Annotated in this window: 21 protein-coding genes and 1 tRNA gene; 18 read left to right on the top strand and 4 right to left on the bottom strand. The window is 60.9% G+C overall.

The window, feature by feature from the left end:
• Position 1 precedes the first annotated feature (1 nt).
• The 5 genes from HPF_RS14995 to HPF_RS14975 all read left to right on the top strand — a co-directional run bounded on the left by HPF_RS14995 (position 2) and on the right by HPF_RS14975 (position 3,268).
• Entirely contained in the window at positions 2–139 is a 138-nt protein-coding gene (locus HPF_RS14995) for a cbb3-type cytochrome oxidase subunit 3 (RefSeq protein WP_066151511.1), read from the top strand.
• A 30-nt stretch (positions 140–169) separates the two neighbouring features.
• A complete protein-coding gene (ccoP, locus tag HPF_RS14990; protein WP_066151509.1) occupies positions 170–1,084 on the top strand; it encodes a cytochrome-c oxidase, cbb3-type subunit III in 915 nt (304 codons plus the stop codon).
• Between the two features lie 138 nt (positions 1,085–1,222).
• Positions 1,223–2,596, top strand: a complete 1,374-nt coding sequence (ccoG, locus tag HPF_RS14985; protein WP_079365888.1) for a cytochrome c oxidase accessory protein CcoG — start codon at positions 1,223–1,225, stop codon at positions 2,594–2,596.
• A gap of 93 nt (positions 2,597–2,689) precedes the next feature.
• Complete coding sequence (locus HPF_RS14980) at positions 2,690–2,926, top strand: FixH family protein (protein WP_066151505.1); 237 nt, start codon at positions 2,690–2,692, stop codon at positions 2,924–2,926.
• A gap of 48 nt (positions 2,927–2,974) precedes the next feature.
• Positions 2,975–3,268, top strand: a complete 294-nt coding sequence (locus HPF_RS14975; protein WP_066151503.1) for a hypothetical protein — start codon at positions 2,975–2,977, stop codon at positions 3,266–3,268.
• A 78-nt stretch (positions 3,269–3,346) separates the two neighbouring features.
• Here HPF_RS14975 and fnr read toward each other — a convergent pair whose 3' ends face one another.
• Entirely contained in the window at positions 3,347–4,066 is a 720-nt protein-coding gene (fnr, locus tag HPF_RS14970; RefSeq protein WP_079365657.1) for a fumarate/nitrate reduction transcriptional regulator Fnr, read from the bottom strand.
• 177 nt (positions 4,067–4,243) lie between these two features.
• On the opposite strand from fnr, the gene hemN reads away from it, so the two are divergent.
• Both hemN and HPF_RS14960 read left to right on the top strand, forming a co-directional pair.
• Entirely contained in the window at positions 4,244–5,623 is a 1,380-nt protein-coding gene (gene hemN, locus HPF_RS14965; protein ID WP_066151499.1) for an oxygen-independent coproporphyrinogen III oxidase, read from the top strand.
• Positions 5,624–5,673: 50 nt separating this feature from the next.
• The gene (locus tag HPF_RS14960) at positions 5,674–6,348 is read left to right on the top strand and encodes a sulfite exporter TauE/SafE family protein (protein WP_066151494.1); all 675 of its coding nucleotides are present in this window, start codon (positions 5,674–5,676) and stop codon (positions 6,346–6,348) included.
• Between the two features lie 5 nt (positions 6,349–6,353).
• Here HPF_RS14960 and HPF_RS14955 read toward each other — a convergent pair whose 3' ends face one another.
• A complete protein-coding gene (locus HPF_RS14955; RefSeq protein WP_079365659.1) occupies positions 6,354–7,295 on the bottom strand; it encodes a DMT family transporter in 942 nt (313 codons plus the stop codon).
• Between the two features lie 296 nt (positions 7,296–7,591).
• Here HPF_RS14955 and aceA point away from each other — a divergent pair, with 296 nt between their 5' ends.
• The 11 genes from aceA (at position 7,592) to HPF_RS14900 (ending at position 17,860) form a co-directional block, all read left to right on the top strand.
• Entirely contained in the window at positions 7,592–8,923 is a 1,332-nt protein-coding gene (gene aceA, locus HPF_RS14950) for an isocitrate lyase (protein WP_066151490.1), read from the top strand.
• A 204-nt stretch (positions 8,924–9,127) separates the two neighbouring features.
• The gene (locus HPF_RS14945) at positions 9,128–9,526 is read left to right on the top strand and encodes a DUF4189 domain-containing protein (protein WP_127806128.1); all 399 of its coding nucleotides are present in this window, start codon (positions 9,128–9,130) and stop codon (positions 9,524–9,526) included.
• Between the two features lie 205 nt (positions 9,527–9,731).
• Positions 9,732–11,639 carry a threonine--tRNA ligase gene (thrS, locus tag HPF_RS14940; RefSeq protein ID WP_133157037.1) on the top strand — a complete coding sequence of 636 codons (1,908 nt, stop codon included), beginning with the start codon at positions 9,732–9,734 and terminating at the stop codon, positions 11,637–11,639.
• 99 nt (positions 11,640–11,738) lie between these two features.
• Positions 11,739–12,335 (top strand): translation initiation factor IF-3, encoded by a 597-nt coding sequence (gene infC, locus HPF_RS14935; protein WP_079365662.1) that lies wholly within the window; start codon positions 11,739–11,741, stop codon positions 12,333–12,335.
• Positions 12,336–12,528: 193 nt separating this feature from the next.
• Positions 12,529–12,732, top strand: coding sequence for a 50S ribosomal protein L35 (gene rpmI / locus HPF_RS14930; RefSeq protein ID WP_066151481.1), 204 nt, complete (start codon positions 12,529–12,531; stop codon positions 12,730–12,732).
• A gap of 24 nt (positions 12,733–12,756) precedes the next feature.
• A complete protein-coding gene (gene rplT, locus HPF_RS14925) occupies positions 12,757–13,116 on the top strand; it encodes a 50S ribosomal protein L20 (RefSeq protein WP_066151478.1) in 360 nt (119 codons plus the stop codon).
• A 118-nt stretch (positions 13,117–13,234) separates the two neighbouring features.
• Entirely contained in the window at positions 13,235–14,287 is a 1,053-nt protein-coding gene (gene pheS / locus HPF_RS14920; protein ID WP_133157036.1) for a phenylalanine--tRNA ligase subunit alpha, read from the top strand.
• 23 nt (positions 14,288–14,310) lie between these two features.
• Positions 14,311–16,734 carry a phenylalanine--tRNA ligase subunit beta gene (pheT, locus tag HPF_RS14915; RefSeq protein ID WP_066151471.1) on the top strand — a complete coding sequence of 808 codons (2,424 nt, stop codon included), beginning with the start codon at positions 14,311–14,313 and terminating at the stop codon, positions 16,732–16,734.
• A gap of 38 nt (positions 16,735–16,772) precedes the next feature.
• On the top strand, positions 16,773–17,099 hold the full coding sequence (locus HPF_RS14910; protein WP_066151798.1) for an integration host factor subunit alpha: 327 nt from the start codon (positions 16,773–16,775) through the stop codon (positions 17,097–17,099).
• Positions 17,100–17,298: 199 nt separating this feature from the next.
• The gene (locus tag HPF_RS14905) at positions 17,299–17,748 is read left to right on the top strand and encodes a MerR family transcriptional regulator (RefSeq protein WP_066151469.1); all 450 of its coding nucleotides are present in this window, start codon (positions 17,299–17,301) and stop codon (positions 17,746–17,748) included.
• A gap of 35 nt (positions 17,749–17,783) precedes the next feature.
• Positions 17,784–17,860 (top strand) — tRNA-Pro (locus HPF_RS14900).
• A gap of 52 nt (positions 17,861–17,912) precedes the next feature.
• Here HPF_RS14900 and HPF_RS14895 read toward each other — a convergent pair.
• Complete coding sequence (locus HPF_RS14895) at positions 17,913–18,467, bottom strand: NUDIX hydrolase (protein WP_066151467.1); 555 nt, start codon at positions 18,465–18,467, stop codon at positions 17,913–17,915.
• A 71-nt stretch (positions 18,468–18,538) separates the two neighbouring features.
• On the bottom strand, positions 18,539–19,597 hold the full coding sequence (locus tag HPF_RS14890; RefSeq protein ID WP_066151463.1) for a TRAP transporter substrate-binding protein: 1,059 nt from the start codon (positions 19,595–19,597) through the stop codon (positions 18,539–18,541).
• Positions 19,598–19,675 lie beyond the last annotated feature (78 nt).

Here is a 19,675-nt window from a genome sequence, read left to right as displayed (position 1 = left end):
CATGGACATCAACGATCTTCGCAGCATCGTCACGACGATCAGCCTGCTGACCTTTGTCGGCATCCTGGTCTGGGCCTGGTCCAAACGCAATCAGCGCGATTTCGAGGAGGCGGCCCAGCTGCCTTTCCAGGACGACTGAGCGATTGCGGAACGAACACGAGAAAACATCATGAGCGACTTCATCAGCGACTTCTGGCACCTCTACGTGGCCGGTATCACGCTCGTCAGCATCATCGCCTGCGCGGTGCTGCTGTACATCAGCGGCACGACCAAGGCTGCCACCCACGCCGACAACACCACGGGACACGTATGGGACGGTGACCTGCGTGAGATGAACAACCCCCTTCCCAAATGGTGGGTGTACCTGTTCATCATCACCGTGGTCTTTGCCCTCGTGTACGGCGCCCTTTACCCGATGTTTGGCAAGTTCCAGGGTGCCCTGGGCTGGTCGTCCCAGGGGCAGCACGCCGCAGAGGTGAAAAAGGTCGAGGACGCCATTGCCCCGATCTATGCGAAGTACAACGGCATGAAGCCGGAGGAGATCGCGGCCGACGCCCAGGCGATGGCTATTGGCGAGCGCCTGTTCATGAACTACTGCGCCCAGTGCCATGGTTCCGACGCCCGCGGCGCCAAGTCCTTCCCCAACCTTGCCGATGGCGACTGGCTGGGTGGTTCCGATCACGCCTACATCAAGACCACGATTGCACAGGGTCGTACCGGCGTCATGCCCCCGATGGCTGCGGCTGTGGGTGGTCCTGAAGACGTCAAGGACGTGGCCCACTACGTGCTCAGCCTCTCCGGCAGTCCGAGCGATTCGGTTCGTGCTTCGCAGGGCAAGGCCAAGTTCGCAGCTTGCGCGGCGTGCCACGGCCCCGAGGGCAAAGGCATGGCAGCGGTGGGTGCGCCCAACCTGACCGACGGCGTCTGGCTGCATGGCTGGGGCGAAGAGGCGATCATTCGTGCCGTCAACAATGGTTTCAACAACCACATGCCGCCGCAGGCCGCGCTGCTGAACGAAGCTCAGATCAACGTGCTGGCTTCCTATGTCTGGGGTTTGTCCAACAAGCCTGCCTCCAAGCAGTGATGGACTGAAGCCAGTTACTTCTCTCCCGCCGGGTCATCCGTGAGTTCTCCAGCGCCAGACGCCACAAGTACCGTTAAGCCTCCCGTGATTCCCATCGTTCCCGAGACGCCGAAAGGTGTCCCGGAGGACGATGAGGTGATGGTTTCCCTCTACGCCTCGCGAAAGAAGATCCATCCCCGTTCGGTGTCCGGGTTGTTCTCAAAGTGGCGCTGGGCGCTGGTCTGGTTCACCCAGATCATCTTTTACGGATTGCCCTGGCTGGAGTGGAACGCCCGCCAAGCGGTGCTCTTCGATCTCGAAGCGCGCCGCTTCTATATTTTTGGTCTGGTCCTTTACCCGCAGGACTTCATCTACCTGACAGGACTGCTGGTCATCTCCGCGCTGGCGCTGTTCCTGTTCACTGCGGTCGCCGGTCGCCTCTGGTGCGGCTATGCCTGCCCCCAGACCGTCTACACCGAGATCTTTCTGTGGATCGAGAAGAAGGTGGAGGGGGACCGGTCGGCGCGGATCCGGCTGGACGAATCGAGCCTGGACGCCCGCAAGTTCGGCAAGCGTTCGCTCAAACACGCCCTGTGGGTCCTGTTCGCCCTCTGGACCGGCTTCACGTTCGTTGGCTACTTCACACCCATCCGGGAACTGGCGAGTCTGAGCCTGGCCGCTTCACTGGGGCCCTGGCAGACCTTCTGGATCTTCTTCTACGGCTTCGCGACCTACGGCAACGCGGGCTTCATGCGCGAGCAGGTCTGCAAGTACATGTGTCCCTACGCCCGCTTCCAGAGCGCCATGTTCGACAAGGACACGATGATCGTGACCTACGACAAGGCGCGTGGGGAGCCGCGCGGAGCACGTTCGAAGAAAGCCGACCCCAAGGCCCTGGGCCTTGGGGCTTGCGTCGACTGCACGCTTTGCGTGCAGGTCTGTCCAACGGGCATCGATATCCGCAATGGACTGCAGTACGAATGCATTGGCTGTGGTGCCTGCATTGATGTCTGTGATGAGGTGATGGACAAGGTGGGCTATCCGCGGGGACTGGTCAAGTACTCGACGCAGAACGGCATGGCCAAGGGCTGGACCCGTGAGCAGATGGTCCGTCACGCTTTCCGTCCCAGGGTGCTCGTCTACTCCAGCGTTCTGGCGGTCATCACCCTGGCTGTGTTTGTCAGCCTCTTCCTGCGCACGCCGCTGAAAGTTGATGTGATTCGCGACCGTGGCGCGCTGGCGCGCATGGTGGAGCAGGGGCGCATCGAAAACGTGTTCCGCCTGCAGATCATGAATGCGACCGAGTCGCCGCAGCGCTACCAGATCAGCGTCGACGGTCTTGAGGGCGTGATGATCGCGTCGGAAACCGAGGTGGAAGTGCTTTCCACGGAAGTGCGTTCCGCCGCCGTGCGGGTGCAGCTCCCGCCCAACGCCGCGCCCGCCGGGTCGCACCCGATACGGTTCACCGTCCGGTCCACCGCCGCTGATGCGTCCGAGGTGGTGGAGAAGGCGGTCTTCATCGTTCCGCGCTAAACTGAAATTACACGCCTTATGGAACAAGTCATGTCAGCAATACCTCGTCCAGTCGACCGCGCGCCAAGCACGCCCTGGTGGAAAGTCCCGCACATGTGGATGGTGGTGGGAGGTCCTTTGCTGGTGATCGTTGCCGGCTTGGTCACCGTGGTCATCGCGGTGAAGAATCCGGACCCTGTGCTCAACAAGTCCGACTACGAAAGGGATCTTGCGGCGGCTCAGCGGCTGGAAGGGCAGGCCAAGGTCGATGCGATGGCCAAGTTGCAGCCGGCCCATCAGGCCCGCAATCACGCCGCCTCTCCCGTCGTCCCGGCGGCACCCTCCAAGTAGGACGCCACACCGCCGGATGTGACAACACAGGAGTGAAGGAGACGCATCATGAATGCTCAGCGGTGGATGTGGATAGCCTGGCCTGCCTTTCTGGTGGCTGCTGTGCTTGAGATGGTTGTTTTCGCCATGGTCGACCCTGGTGATCTCCATTGGTTCGGCAGCCCCCTGGAGTTGTCTCGCCAAGCCATCTACACCTTGGCGTTCTTTGTGTTCTGGGGCGTCACCATGGCATCGAGCGCGCTGACCACCCTGTTGTCCATGTCTCCGTTCGAAGTCAACCGCTGCCCGGTTCCCGAAGCGGAGCGCCCCCGGGACTGCGCCCGCAACGGCGGGTGCGGCTAACCCTCGGATTGCACACAAAGAGAAACCCCGCTCAGGCCTTGGGCCCAAGCGGGGTTTCTTTCGTTCAAACGCCCAGACTCAACGGCAGCTCTGAGGGTTCACGATCTGCTTGAGTGCATCGGTGTTCTTGATGTGTACGTAGCGTTGTTTGACTTCGATGGTGCCTTCCTCAACGAACTTCGAGAAAGTCCTGCTCACGGTCTCGAGCTTCATGCCCAGGTAACTTCCAATCTCCTCCCGGGTCATCCGAAGGATGAGCTCTGACTGCGAGAAACCTCGTGCATGCAGACGCTGGACGAGATTGAGAAGGAACGCTGCGAGACGTTCCTCGGCACGCATGCTGCCCAGCAGCAGCATGACACTGTGATCGCGGACGATTTCCCGGCTCATGATCTTGTGGACATGGTGTTGCAGTGTGGTGAACTCCCGCGAGAGTTCCTCGACCTGGTCAAACGGCATCACACAGACCTCGGCGTCCTCAAGCGCAATCGCGTCGCAGGAATGGCGGTCGCTGACGATGCCGTCCATGCCGATGATTTCTCCGGTCATCTGGAAGCCGGTGACCTGGTCTCGCCCATCGGCCGTGGTCACGCAGGTTTTGAAGAAGCCCGAGCGCACTGCGTAGAGCGAAGTGAACTTGTCGCCGGTGTTGAACAGCGCGGTTCCCCGCTTGATCCTCCTGCGCGTGGAGATCACGGTGTCCAGCTTGCCCATTTCCTCGGGATTGAGGCCCATTGGCAAACACAACTCCCGAAGGTTGCAGCTGGAACAGGCGACTTTGATGCTGTGAATGTCCATAAATCTTCCAGATTTCTCCCGAAGCTTAACGCATGGCCACAAGTGCCAGCAAGGCGGGCGCGCTCATCCTCGTTGCACGCATGGGGGAAAACCCGGGGCTTGGACGGCCCTTGATCTTGATCAAGGGTGCGATTTCTGCCTTGGTGCACATTCGCGCTGAGAACTGGAGAATTGTTTGTGAGTCACGCCATTTCAGACGAATTGCTCAAGCGATTCGACATCCCGGGGCCCCGCTACACCTCGTACCCCACCGCGGACCGCTTTGTAGAAGCGTTCACGGAGAGCGACTACATCCAGGCGCTGGAACAGCGTCGGGCAGGCTCGCTCGCGCTGCCGTTGTCGCTGTACGTCCATATTCCTTTCTGCGAGTCCGTTTGCTACTACTGTGCCTGCAACAAGGTCATTACCAAGCACCACGAGAGGGCTGCGGAGTACCTGCGGTATCTGTCGCGTGAGGTGGAGTTGCAGGTGCAGCATTTCGGCAAGGGGCATGCCGTGTCCCAGCTGCATCTGGGAGGAGGGACGCCGACCTTCCTGTCCGACGCCGAGCTGGAAGATCTGCTGACGATGATCCGGCGCAACTTCACTCTCGTGCCCGGAGGCGAGTACTCCATTGAGGTCGACCCCCGCACCGTGACGGACCAGCGTTTGCAGACCCTGGCCAGGCTGGGGTTCAACCGCCTGAGTTTCGGTGTCCAGGATTTCGATCCTGCTGTTCAGAAAGCGGTGCACCGGGTGCAGCCGGCCGAACAGGTGTTCGCACTGGTCGAGACAGCCCGCAAGATCGGGTTTGAGTCGGTCAACGTGGACCTCATTTATGGGCTGCCGCTGCAGACCCCTGAGTCGTTTGCCCGTACGCTTGCCCAAGTCAACCAGTTGCGCCCCGACCGCATCGCGCTGTATGCCTACGCGCATCTTCCGGCGCGTTTCAAGCCGCAACGGCGAATCGTCGCTGCCGAACTGCCCAGCGCGGGAGACAAGCTGTCGATGCTGTCGGCTTCGCTGGATGCCATGAGTGATGCGGGGTATGTCTATGTCGGCATGGATCACTTTGCGCTGCCCACGGATGCGCTGGCGGTGGCCAAGCGTCAAGGGCGCCTGCACCGGAATTTCCAGGGCTACAGCACGCAGCCGGATTGCGACCTGATCGCTTTGGGTGTCTCGGCCATCGGCCGCATCGGCGCGACCTACAGCCAGAACGCCAAGACGATCGAGGAGTACTACGATGCGCTGGACCAGGGCCGGCTGCCGATCGTGCGCGGGCTGGCACTGACCAGGGACGACCTGCTGCGCCGCTCCGTGATCATGTCGCTGATGTGTCAGGGTCAGCTTCAGTTCGAATCGATCAACCTGGGGCACTTGATCGACTGCAAGAGCTACTTTGCGCGCGAGTTGGAGGTACTGGCTGGCTATGCCGAACACGGACTGGTTCGCATCGACGACTCAGGTGTGGAGGTGACGCCATCGGGCTGGTATCTGGTTCGCGCCATTGCCATGGTTTTCGACAAAAACCTGCAGGTCGACCAGGACCGGGCGCGTTTCTCCAAGATCATCTGACTCGCGTGGTTTCGAACCGGCGCGAGGGCTGCGACTGCTAGAGTTCTGCCATGCAAACATCCATGGCACTCACCGCACTGTTCATGGGGATCGCTGGTGGTCCCCATTGTGTCGCCATGTGTGGTGCCGCGTGTGCGGGCATCAGTCGTGGCGGGACCGGGCGCCAGAGCACTTCGGCTCTGCTGACCTTCCAGGCCGGACGACTGCTTGGCTACTCCCTCTTCGGGGCGATTGCAGCAGGCTCGGTGCAAGGCCTGGCCTGGCTGGGAACCAACACCTCGGTGATCCGGCCGGTCTGGACCATGTTTCACGTGGCAGCCATGCTGCTTGGTTTGGTGCTGATCTGGCAGGCTCGCCAGCCAGCATGGCTCGACGGGCTGGCCCAAGGCGTCTGGCGCAGGACGCGACCAGTGTTCGGACGCCTGGGGGCCAAGGCTCCCGCGGTGCTCGGCGTCGCGTGGGCCCTGATGCCATGCGGGTTGCTGTATTCCGCGCTGATGGTCGCCTCTTTGTCGGCCGACGCGATGGAGGGCGCGACGATCATGGCGCTGTTCTCTGCTGGGACATCACTGTCATTGACCATCGGTCCCTGGCTATTGCTGCGTTTACGAGGCGACGGCTCGGGTGGCTGGGGCATCCGGCTGGCAGGTATTGCACTGGCCGCCACCTCCGGTTGGGCGCTCTGGATGGGAATCACCGATCCCACCGGTCTGTGGTGCGCGTGAGCCTCTCAGCTTGAACGTCCTGGCAGGGTTGCCAGAACCAGGCCCAGCAAGGCGATACCAAAAGCAAGCATCTGGACGGTGCTGAGGGTTTCACCCATGAACAGCACACCGATGGTGGCTGCGCTGATCGGGAGCATCACTGTGAACACCCCGGCGCGAGCGGCGGGAACGGACTTCAGGCCGGTCATCCAGAGCCAGACCGTCCAGACACTGGCGGCGAGTGCGTAAAAGACCAGCAGGCCCCACATGGGTGCTGTGATGGAGGCGAAGTCAAAGGCTCTGGCCGCCCACAGCCCAAAGGGCGTGACCAGCACAAAACCCCAGAGGTTGATGATGGCGGATATCCGCTTGGGCCCCAGGCCTTCCGTGAGCCGCTTGCCAATGACCACATAGGAGGCTTCGCAAAGCACCGCAGCGAAGACCAGCAAGTTGCCCCAGAACTGCTGACCGAGACCGAACCATCCGACAGCTTGTGCGTGCGCGGTCCCGCCGGCCTTCTGCATTGAAAAGAGCCCGATGCCGACCGCAGCACACGCAATGCCAAGAGCGGTGCGCTTGCCGATGCGCTCTTTGAGAAACACCCAGCTGAGGACGGCTACCACCGCGGGAATGGATGACATCACCACACCAGCGGACACCGCCGTGGTCATCGACACGCCAAACAGCATGCAGATTGAGAACAGGAAGTTGCCCAGAAAGGACTCAAGAAACAGCAGCTTTCGTGTGCGAGCGGACAGCTGGGGCTCTTCGGCAGGCTTGCGCAGCCATCTCCACATGGCCGCACCCCCGAGACCGAAGCGGAGCCACGCAAGCAGGAAAACCGGAAAGGCTGTAACCAATGGTTTGGAGAGTGCGACATAGCTCCCCACCAGCGCCATGCTGGCCGCGAGGCAGACATACGCACCAAATTTTGCGGGTGTGGTTGGTAACTTTGGCTGTGATGACATAGGGCGAGCATCATGCCCCAGTCAACGGTGATCAGTGTCTTCCAGATGGAGTTGTGTTATTTCGCAATGAGAAAAATCTCCTGCTGCGCTGCAAAAAAATTTCTCAATACAAGAGAAATGATTTTGTATGGCGGAATATGTTTTGGAGATTGTTGATTTTAAATGGTTTTATTTTTTGTCTTATATAAGACATAAGAGCTTCCAAAAGTCTTCTATAAGACTTAAAGTTCTCCCATCGGCTCCGGTCTGCAGCAGCGACAAGCCGTCCCGTTCATCAACCTCATGGAGAGTCCCAAATGCCCCAGTCCCTCAAAGAACAACTGAGCCGCCAACAGCAGATCGAAGCCCTGGAAAAAGACTGGGCAACCAATCCCCGCTGGAAGCTGGTCAAGCGCGGTTACTCCGCCGCTGACGTGGTGCGTCTGCGCGGATCAATGCAGCCCGAGTACACGCTGGCCCAGCGTGGCGCCGAGAAGCTGTGGGAAAAGGTCAACGGTGGCGCCAAGAAGGGCTACGTCAACGCCTTCGGCGCCATCACCGCCGGCCAGGCCATGCAGCAGGCCAAGGCTGGTCTGGAAGCCGTGTACCTGTCGGGCTGGCAGGTTGCTGCCGACGGCAACACCAGTGAAACCATGTACCCCGACCAGTCGCTGTACGCCTACGACTCGGTGCCCACCATGGTCCGCCGCATCAACAACACCTTCAAGCGTGCGGACGAGATCCAGTGGAGCCGTGGCATCGAGCCGGGTTCGCCGGAGTTCATCGACTACTTCCTGCCCATCGTCGCTGATGCGGAAGCCGGTTTCGGTGGCGTGCTCAACGCCTTCGAACTGATGAAAAACATGATCGCCGCCGGTGCTGCCGGCGTTCACTTCGAGGACCAGCTGGCCGCCGTGAAGAAGTGCGGCCACATGGGTGGCAAGGTGCTGGTGCCCACGCAGGAAGCCATCGAAAAGCTGATCGCCGCCCGCTTTGCTGCCGACGTGATGGGCGTGCCCACCATCGTGCTGGCCCGCACCGATGCCGAAGCCGCCAACCTGATCACCAGCGACCACGACGCCAACGACAAGCCTTTCCTGACCGGTGAGCGCACTCAAGAGGGGTTCTACCGAGTCAAGAACGGTCTGGAGCAAGCCATCAGCCGTGGCGTGGCCTACGCACCCTACGCCGACTTGGTGTGGTGCGAAACTGGCGTGCCCGACATCGGCTTCGCCCGTGAGTTCGCCCAGGCCGTGCACGCTGCCTGCCCCGGCAAACTGCTTTCCTACAACTGCTCGCCCTCGTTCAACTGGAAGAAGAACCTGGACGACAAGCAGATCGCCAAGTTCCAGGACGACCTGTCCGCTCTGGGCTACAAGTACCAGTTCATCACGCTGGCCGGCATCCACATCAACTGGTTCAATACCTTCCAGTTCGCCCACGCCTATGCCCGCGGCGAAGGCATGAAGCACTACACCGAGATGGTGCAGGAGCCGGAATTCAAGGCGCGCGAGAAGGGCTACACCTTCGTGTCGCACCAGCAGGAAGTCGGCGCCGGCTATTTCGACGACGTGACCACCGTGATCCAGGGTGGGTCCTCTTCCGTGAAGGCCCTGACCGGCTCGACTGAAGAAGAGCAGTTCCACTGATCGCTCTGACGACCAGTTCGCAAGTACGAGACGTCAACCCCGGCTCGCGGCACCGCGATCCCGGGGTTTTCTCTTATTTCCAGTACGTGGTCTGTCGTCAAATTCCTACATTGGTGTGTTGCTTGGGGATATTCCTCCCTACCCGTGGGAGAATTTGCCGGGTAAAGCAGGTCGCTCAGGCCACTACAAAACAGGAGAGTCCAAGTGTTGAGCAAATGGAAATGGGTGTCTGTTCTGGCAATGTCCTTGACTTTGGCAGGATGTGGTGGGGGCGGCGAAGCCACAGCACGTGGTGCGATTGCGGTGAACACCATCAACGGTGTTGGCACTATTGTGACCAACTATGCTTCTCAGCCTGAAGCCAACAGCGATGCGTTGGTTCAGTGCGCACGCCTGGTTGGAACCGGCATGGGATGCGAGGTCATTCTTGAGTTCTCCGGTAACGGTACCTGTGGATCAGCCGCGAGAGGCAACAACAACGTCTGGGGTGTTGCCAGTGGCTCATCCAAGGAGGTTGCCGACTCGCGGGCCATGTCGGATTGTGTTGCCAAGGGTGGGACGAGCTGTGTGATCCCTGGGTGGCTTGAGACGCAGTGCAACTGATCTGCCAGGAGTGCAGCGAAGAACTGTGTGAGAATCGAAGTTTGTTGTTCTCTAGACTTCGTACTGCTTGGTTATGACACCGCGAACTAAACCGGAGCTCTTTGCCCAGGCCAGTTGAGGCCAGCAGTTCGCGCCTGCAGTTTTTTTGCAGTCTTCTCTTTTAAAGCGCGGCCAAGTCCGCGCTTTTTTTTTCTCTGATCACGCCATGCCCAACATCACACTTCCTGACGGTTCCTCGCGACAATTCCCTGGGCCAGTGACCGTGGCCGAGGTGGCCGCCTCCATCGGCACCGGTCTGGCCAAGGCGGCGCTGGGTGGCAAGGTCAACGGCAGGTTGGTGGACACCAGTTTCCTGATCGCAGAAGACGCTTCGCTGGCCATTGTCACTGCCAAGGACGCCGATGGCCTGGAGATGATCCGACACTCCACCGCCCATCTGCTGGCCTACGCCGTCAAGGAACTGTTTCCCGACGCACAGGTCACCATCGGTCCCGTGATCGAGCACGGTTTCTACTACGACTTTTCCTACAAGAGGCCCTTCACGCCCGAAGACCTTGCGGCCATCGAAAAGAAGATGATCGAACTGGCCAACAAGGACGAAACAGTGGTGCGCCGTGTGCTCCCGCGCGACGAGGCGGTGGCGTATTTCAAGGGACTGGGTGAGCACTACAAGTCCGAGATCATCGCCAGCATTCCGAGCAGCGAGGATGTGTCGCTGTACCGCGAGGGCGCCTTCGAAGACCTCTGTCGTGGCCCGCATGTGCCCAGCACCGGCAAGCTCAAGCACTTCAAGCTCATGAAAGTCGCTGGGGCGTATTGGCGAGGTGACCATCGCAACGAAATGCTGCAGCGCATCTATGGCACTGCCTGGGCCTCGAAGGATGAGCTTCAGCAGTACTTGATCATGTTGGAAGAGGCTGAGAAGCGGGATCATCGCAAGCTCGGTCGCGAGCTGGATCTGTTCCACCTGGACGAGCACTCGCCTGGCACCGTGTTCTGGCATCCCAAAGGATGGACCGTTTGGCAGGCCGTGGAGCAGTACATGCGGGCCGTCTACCGCGACAACGGCTACCAGGAGGTTAAGGGGCCTCAGATCCTGGACAAGGCGCTTTGGGAGAAGACCGGGCACTGGGACAAGTACCGAGAGAACATGTTCGTGACCGAGTCGGAAAAGCGCGACTACGCGCTCAAGCCGATGAACTGCCCGGGCCACATCATCATCTTCAAGCAGGGAATCAAAAGCTACCGGGACCTGCCACTGCGCTACGGCGAGTTTGGCCAGTGTCACCGCAACGAGCCCTCGGGAGGGCTGCACGGCATCATGCGTGTGCGTGCGTTCACGCAGGATGACGGCCATATTTTTTGTACCGAGGACCAGATCCAGTCCGAGGTCAAGGCGTTCACCACTTTGCTGCAGCAGGTCTACAAGGACTTCGGCTTCACCAACATCCTCTACAAGCTTTCGACTCGTCCCGAAAAGCGCATCGGCACCGAAGAGAGCTGGGACAAGGCGGAGGCGGCGTTGGCCGAAGGGCTGAGAGCTTCGGGGTGTGCGTTCGAGTACCTGCCGGGTGAAGGGGCGTTCTACGGGCCCAAGATCGAATACACGCTCAAGGATGCTTTGGGCCGCGAATGGCAGTGCGGCACCATCCAGGTCGACCCTAATCTTCCCGAACGACTTGGCGCAGAGTTCGTTGGGGAAGATGGCTCGCGCCATCGCCCCATCATGCTGCATCGCGCCATCGTGGGCAGTCTCGAACGCTTCATCGGAATCTTGATCGAGCAGCATGCAGGTGCGCTCCCTGTTTGGCTGGCGCCGGTGCAGGTGGCTGTTCTCAACATCACCGATGCGCAGGCGGATTACGCTCAGGAAGTGGCGAAATCGCTGCAAAAACAAGGGCTTAGGGTTGAAACAGACCTGCGCAACGAGAAAATTACGTATAAAATACGCGAACATGCGTTGCAAAAGCTGCCTTACATCCTCGTCGTGGGCGACAAGGAAAAAGGCGCTGGCGCTGTGGCTGTGCGGGCACGAGGCAACAAAGACCTCGGTGTCATGTCGCTGGAGAGTTTCTCCCAATTAGTGGCGACAGACGTTTCCTCCAAGGTGTGATTTCATCCGCTCCGGAAGACCCCTCGGCTGCTGTGCACTGCGCGTGGCCCCGAGGGGTTTGTTTTTTTCTGACCAACTGCCCACGACAAGGAACTAGCCATAGCTACCAACTTTCGCGACCGCCGCCAGCGTGAAGAGCGTGCACACCGCCTGAACCGGGAAATCATGGCCCCCGAGGTCCGCCTCAACGGGCCAGACAACGAGCCTTTGGGCATTGTCAGCCTCCAGGAAGCGTTGCGCATGGCCGGTGAGCTGGACGTAGATCTGGTCGAGATCGCGGCGACAGCGAACCCGCCGGTGTGCCGGTTGATGGACTATGGCAAGTTCAAATACCAGGAGCAGAAAAAAGCTGCCGAGGCAAAGGCCAAGCAGACTGTCATCGAGATTAAGGAAGTGAAGTTCCGTCCCGGGACCGACGACGGCGACTACAACATCAAGATGCGCAACATTCGCCGTTTTCTGGACGACGGAGACAAGTGCAAGATCACGCTGCGGTTTCGGGGTCGTGAGATCACCCACCAGGAGTTGGGTCTCGCTCTGCTGAATCGCATCAGGGATGAACTGGGCGATGCGATCGTGGTTGAGCAGTTCCCGAAGCTCGAAGGGCGCCAGATGATCATGATGATTGCGCCCGGGAAAAAGAAAGCAGGCGGTGGTGCACCCAAGGCGGAGGCTGTTGTCCAGCCAGCCGCCTGACAATCAGTGGCAAGTCTTTGCCGTCAGGATTGAAAAGGCCGGTCTAGTCTGCCGGTCCTTTCGAGGTGAGGGGTGAAAGCCTCTCTCCGAACTGGACGACCCAAATGGGTGGTCCATCAAAAGTGGCTCGGGGCCAGCAAGTCCGCGGAAGGTTCGCGGCGCCTCACGAGCACAAATGAAAAGGAGCATTCACATGCCCAAAATGAAGACCAAGAGCAGCGCGAAGAAGCGTTTTCGCGTTCGTCCCGGTGGCACCGTCAAGCGCGGTCAAGCCTTCAAACGTCACATCCTGACCAAGAAGACCACCAAGAACAAGCGCCATCTGCGTGGTGCGGTGACTGTTCATGAGACCAATATGGGTCACATGGCGCAGATGCTGCCCGGCATGGGCATTTGATCAACGACGAACAAGGAGCAACACATGCCTCGCGTCAAACGTGGTGTAACGGCACGCGCCCGTCACAAAAAAGTTCTCGCCCTTGCCAAGGGTTTCCGCGGTCGCCGCGGTAACGTTTTCCGCATCGCCAAACAGGCGGTGATGAAGGCCGGTCAATACGCCTACCGTGACCGCCGCACCAAGAAGCGCGTCTTCCGTCAGCTGTGGATCGCGCGTATCAACGCCGGTGCACGCGCTTGCGGCCTGACGTACAGCCAGTTCGCCAATGGCCTGAAGAAGGCACAGATCGAGATCGACCGCAAGGTTCTGGCCGATCTGGCCGTCAACGACGTTGCTGCTTTCAACAGCATCGTGGAGCAAGTCAAAGCCAAGCTGGCCGCTTGATTCACGACTGTCCCTGCCTGCTCCGGCCGGTGGTGACGATGTCGCTCAAAGGGGTTGAGGCTTGAGGGATTCCCTCGCTGCTCTCAACCCCTTTTTTGTTTTCCCGGACGAGATACACATGAACGAGTTGGACGCACTGGTTGACAGCGCACGCGCCGCGTTCGCGCAGGCAGCCACCCCCGCCGATCTGGAAAATGCCAAGGCGCAGTACCTGGGCAAGTCGGGCCGCATCACCGAGCTGATGAAGGGTATGGCTTCCCTGCCGGTCGAGGAAAAGAAGACCCGTGGTGCGGCCATCAACGTGGCCAAGCAGTCGATCGAAGCCGCGCTGACCGAGCGTCGTCAGGCGCTGGCCGATGCCGAGTTGCAGACGCAGCTCAAGGCCGAGGCGCTGGACGTGACGCTGCCCGGTCGGCAGCGTGGCCAGGGTGGCCTGCATCCGGTGAGCCTGACGCTGGAGCGCATCGAAGCCATCTTCGGTTCGCAGGGCTTTGAGGTGGCCGAGGGCCCCGAGATCGAGTCCGACTGGTTCAACTTCACCGCACTGAACACACCCGAGGACCATCCGGCGCGTTCCATGCATGACACGTTTTATGTGGAAGGCGGCAGCGCCAAGGCACCGAACCTCCTTCGTACTCACACCAGCCCGATGCAGATCCGCCATGCGGTGCAGCACGTCAAGCGCCACCGTGGCGCGCTGGATGCGGGCCAGCCGATGCCCGAAATACGCGTGATCGCGCCGGGACGCACCTACCGTGTTGACAGCGACGCCACGCACTCGCCCATGTTCCACCAGTGCGAAGGCTTGTGGATCGGCGAGAACGTGAGCTTCAAGGACCTCAAGGTCGTCTTCACAGATTTCTGCCGCGCCTTTTTCGAGAGCGACGATCTGGTGTTGCGGTTCCGTCCCAGCTTCTTCCCGTTCACCGAGCCCAGCGCCGAGATCGACATCCAGTTCCAGAGCGGCCCGTTGGCCGGGCGCTGGCTGGAGGTGGCCGGATCTGGTCAGGTGCATCCGAACGTGGTGCGCAACATGGGGCTGGACCCTGAGCGCTACATCGGTTTTGCCTTCGGCATGGGGCCGGACCGCCTGACCATGCTGCGGTATGGCGTGAACGACCTGCGCCTGTTCTTCGACGGCGACATTCGCTTCCTGTCGCAGTTCCGTTGAAGTCTTGTTGAGCTGAAGAAATCATGCAATTCCCCGAATCCTGGCTGCGTGCCTTCTGCAACCCGCCCCTGACCAGTCAGCAACTGGCCGACACCCTGACCATGGCTGGTTTGGAGGTTGAGGAGCTGCGCCCGTTTGCGCCCGCCTTCACCGGTGTGGTGGTTGGACAGATCCTGAGCGCCGAGCAACACCCCAACGCCGACCGCCTGCGCGTTTGCCAGGTGGACGTGGGGCAGGGCGCTCCGTTGAACATCGTTTGTGGCGCTCCCAACGCGCGTGCCGGCATCAAGGTCCCGTGCGCCACTGTTGGCGCGTTGCTGCCGCCAGGCGAAGACGGCAAACCCTTCGCCATCAAGCTGGGCAAACTGCGCGGCGTCGAGAGCCAGGGCATGCTGTGCTCGGCCAAGGAATTGCAGATTTCTGAGGAGAGCAACGGCCTGCTGGAACTGGCTGACGACGCTGTGGCTGGCCGCAACATCCGCGAGCAGTTGGGACTGGACGACATGTTGTTCACGCTCAAGCTCACGCCCAACCTGGCGCACTGTCTGAGCGTGTATGGCATTGCACGCGAGGTCTCGGCCCTGACCGGTACACCGCTTGTACAGCCCGAGTTTCCGAAAGCCGCCGTGCAGGTGCAAGACCGCCTGCCGGTGAGTGTGCAGGCGCCTGATCTCTGCGGCCGTTTCAGCGGCCGCGTGGTGCGTGGCGTCAACACCCAGGCGCAGACGCCGGCCTGGATGGTCGAGCGCCTGGCGCGTTGCGGCCAGCGCAGCGTTTCGCCACTGGTGGATATTTCCAACTACGTGATGTTCGAGTTGGGCCGTCCCTCGCACATCTTCGACCTCGACAAGATCCATGGCGGATTGCAGGTGCGCTGGGGCCGCGAGGGCGAACAGCTCAAGCTGCTCAACGGCAATACCGTCACGCTCGACAGCAGCGTGGGTGTGATCGCCGACGATCTGCAGGTCGAGTCGCTGGCGGGCATCATGGGTGGCGACGCGACCGCTGTGTCGGACGACACGAAGAGCATCTTCATCGAAGCCGCGTTCTGGTGGCCCAAGGCGATCGCCGGCCGTTCGCGCCGCTACAACTTCAGCACCGATGCGGGCCACCGCTTTGAGCGTGGCGTCGACCCGTCGACCACGGTCGAACACGTCGAGCGCATCACGCAGCTGGTGCTGGAGATCTGTGGAGGTCAGGCAGGCCCGCTGGATGATCAAGTGCTTGCGTTGCCGGAAGGCAGGCCGGTCACGCTGCGCGTGGCTCGCACGGCAAAGGTCATCGGCATGCCGGTGACTCAGGAGCAGTGCGTTGGCGCGCTGCGCCGCCTTGGCTTGGCTGTGACCGAAGGCGAGGGCACGGTCACCGTTGCACCACCGGCCTTTCGTTTTGACCTGCAGATCGAAGAAGACCTGATCGAAGAGGTCGCGCGTGTGATCGGCTACGAACAACTGCCGACGAATCCGCCGCTGGCGCCCATCACCGCCAAGCTGCGGGTCGAGAGCCGGCGCGGCCCATTTGCTGTGCGCCGTCAACTGGCGCAACTGGGCTATCAGGAAACCATCAATTTCAGCTTTGTCGAAGAGCGGTGGGAGCGCGAACTGGCTGGCAATGCCGATCCGATCAAACTGCTGAATCCGATCGCCAGCCAGATGAACGTGATGCGCTCGTCGCTGCTGGGCAGCCTGATCGCGGTGCTCAAGTTCAACTTGGACCGCAAGGCACAGCGTGTGCGCCTGTTTGAACTGGGGCGCGTGTTCCGCAAGGACCCGTCGGTTCAGGACAGCGACACCTCCGTCGCCGGGTTCGACCAACCTATGCGGGTGGCAGGTCTGGCGTATGGCGGGGTCGACAGCCTGCAATGGGGTTGCGCCGAGCGCAACGTCGATTTCTTCGACATCAAGGGTGATGTGCAGGCGCTGCTGGCGCCATTGCAAGCCTCCTTTAAGCCAGCCGAGCACTCCGCGATGCACCCGGGTCGCTGCGCCAGCGTCTGGCTGGGTGAGCGCTGCATCGGTCACGTGGGCGAACTGCATCCGAAGTGGCGCCAGGGCTACGACCTGACGCAGGCGCCGGTGATGTTTGAACTCGCACTGGATGCGGTGCTGCAGCGCGAGGTTCCGGTGTTCCAGAGCGTGAGCCGCCACCAGCCGGTCGAGCGCGATATCGCCATCGTGGTCAAGGAGGCGGTGACGCACGCCGCGGTAATGGAAGCCATCCGTGACGCAGGAGGTGAGCTTCTTCGCGACGCCGTGTTGTTCGATGTGTACCGGCCCAAGAAGACGTCCGAAGGGCAGGGCGGCGGCCTGGCGTCGGACGAGAAGAGCTTGGCAGTGCGCCTGACGCTCAGTCGGGAGGACGCTACACTGACCGAGCAGGAGATTGAGGCGGCGGTCAAGGGCGCGCTGGTTTCGCTGGAACAGCGCGTGGGTGCGCGCCTGCGTTGAGCGCCTTGCGTATGGACAAGAACCTGGAGCACACCCCAATGGAACTGGCAGTCGAGAGCCTGGAGACTCCTGCACTCACAAAGGCGCAGCTTGCTGAGCTGTTGTTTGATCAGATCGGTCTGAACAAGCGCGAGTCCAAGGACATGATTGATGCGTTTTTTGACCTGATCACAGACTGTCTGGTCGAGGGCACCGACGTCAAGATCTCCGGCTTCGGCAACTTTCAGATCCGAACCAAGGCCCCGCGACCGGGTCGCAACCCCAGAACAGGAGAACCCGTGGCCATCGAGGCTCGTCGGGTGGTCACGTTCCATGCGAGCCCCAAACTCAAGGAGCAGGTGCAGGCGGCCGTTGTCACCGGCTGAGCATTTCGCACAGCCTTGCATTGCAGGCAATCAATGAAGCCCGGGACCTGTGGTCGCCGGGTTTTTTATCTTCCGCTGCCACTAAAAAGTGCTGAGGAGATGGATTTGCAACAGTTTGTACGGTTTTTTCCGATGCGCAGCGCGCGGCACCAGCGCTTAGAGTAAATTTCAAGGTTCGGTTTATACCGCATTGATTTTGATGGAAAAATCGCTTCCCCCTATCCCCGCAAAACGCTACTTCACCATTGGGGAAGTGGGCGAGTTGTGTGGTGTCAAGCCGCACGTGCTGCGCTACTGGGAGCAGGAGTTCACCCAGTTGCGCCCGATGAAGCGGCGTGGCAACCGACGCTACTACCAGCACCACGAAGTGCTCATGATTCGGCGGATCCGGGAGTTGCTGTACGACCAAGGCTTCACCATCAGCGGCGCCCGTAACAAGCTTCAGGAGCTGGTGCAGGCCGAGCGGGACAGGCGCCGCGCGCAGGATGACGATTTCGCTGATTCTGTCGGATACGACGTCCTGGGGGACGCAGAAGAAGATCTGGTGGCAGAGGCCATCCCCGCGGTTTCTGAGCAACCATCAGCTGCGTTGCTGGGTGTCCGACGGGAGTTGCTTGAAATTCGCGAACTTCTTACTGCTCCCGTGTGAATCGCTCTATTTGCACGCTATAATGCAAGGCTTGTCGGCGTGTAGCGCAGCCTGGTAGCGCACTTGCATGGGGTGCAAGGGGTCGCGAGTTCGAATCCCGCCACGCCGACCATTTATTGAAAAGCCCGCAATCGTTCGATTGCGGGCTTTTTCGTTTCTGTCGGTCAGGCAATGTCGATGGTGTGAAAACCGAAGTGCCCTTTTCGGCGGTCGGCGAAGTAGCACTCCAGGGTTTCACGGACGGTGCGGAAGGCGATCTCGTCCCAGGGGATCTGCTCTTCCGTGAACAGACGGGCCTCGATGGTTTCAACGCCTGGGTCGAAGCGATCGTTCAGCAGCCGTGCACGGTAGTACATGTGGACCTGACCCACGCGCGCGACGTTCATCAGAGTGAACAGCGGCCCGAGCTCGATGCTGGCGCCGGCTTCCTCGATGGTTTCGCGCTGTGCACCTTCGGCGGTGGTTTCCCCCAGTTCCATGAAGCCGGCCGGCAACGTCCACTTGCCTCGCCGCGGTTCGATGTTGCGCAGGCACAGCAGCACCTGGGCCCCGTCCTCGCCCCAGACCGGCACGGTGCCGACCACGTTGAGCGGGTTTTCGTAGTGCACGGTGGCACACGCGGTGCAGACTGCGCGAGGCTTGGTGTCCCCGTCGTCGGGCAGGCGGTAGACCACGGGTGCGCCGCATTGGCGGCAGTGCTGGATCGGGCTGCGAAACATGGCGTTGAGTGTAGGGGCTGAACAAAAAGCAAAAAGGGCTCCCTTGGGAGCCCTTGTGAAGCCGACGGCTGTCAGGCCTTCTTCGTGGTGGCCTTACCGTGCTTCTCGATCAGCGCCTTGGCGGTGTCCAGCAGTTGCTTGCCGTTGAAACCGCGCTTGTCCATGTCCTGCATCCACTCGACCTCGACCAGTCGCGCCTTGCGCTTGAACTCCTGTGCCTCGGCCGCAGGGATGGTGTGGATGGTGTTGCCCTGCTTGACCGCCGCCTCGCGACCGGGAACATCGCCGCCTTGCTGCACCTTGCCCAGCCAGCCCGAGGTTTCGATGCCCGAGTTCTTGTCGATGATGGCCTTGAGGTCGGGCGGCAGCGAGGCGTACTTGGCCTTGTTCATCGCCATGATGAAGGTGGTGGTGTACAACGCGCCGCCAGCAGGGTCAAATTCGCTGTGGAACTTGGTGAGCTCGTGCACCTTGACCGAGGGAACCACTTCCCAGGGAATCACGCAGCCGTTGATCACGCCCTTGGACAGTGCGTCAGGGATCTGCGGCAGCGGCATGCCGACCGGCGTGGCACCCAGGTAGCCCAGCATCTTGGTGATCTGGCGGGTGGGGCCGCGCACCTTGGAGCCTTGCAGGTCGGCCGCGGTCTTCACCAGTTTGTCGCGCATGTGGAACATGCCGGGGCCGTGCACCTGCAGCGCGATCGGGTGAACTTCCTTGAACTCGTCCGTGGCCGCGGTCTGCACGTATTCCCAGTAGGCGCGAGAGGTCGCTTCGGCGTTGTTCATCATGAACGGCAGTTCGAACACCTCGATGCGTGGGAAACGGCCCGGGGTGTTGCCCGGCAGGGTCCACACGATGTCGACCACACCGTCCTTGGCCTGGTCGTACAGCTGCACGGGCGAGCCGCCCAATTGCATGGCGGGATAGGCCTCGAACTTGATGCGACCTTCGGAGTCCTTGGTGACTTTGTCCATCCAGGCCTTGTGCATGTTCAGCCACACGTTGGATTGCGGCGCCATGAAAGTGTGGAACTTGAGGGTCACGCTTTGCTGGGCAAGGCCGACGAGGGCGGGGGCACCGAAGGCAACGGCGGCACCGGACTGGAGCAGGGTTCTGCGCTGGATCATGTGATGGCTCCTGTAGTTAGGGGAACAGCGGATCAGAGGCGTTCCATTCTAGGGAGCGGCCTCTGGGGGTTTACCCTT

Source organism: Hydrogenophaga pseudoflava (assembly GCF_004353865.1).
GTDB lineage: Bacteria > Pseudomonadota > Gammaproteobacteria > Burkholderiales > Burkholderiaceae_C > Hydrogenophaga > Hydrogenophaga pseudoflava.
The sequence above is the reverse complement of the archived record's forward strand: the minus strand, read 5'-3'. Positions and strand labels throughout refer to the sequence as shown.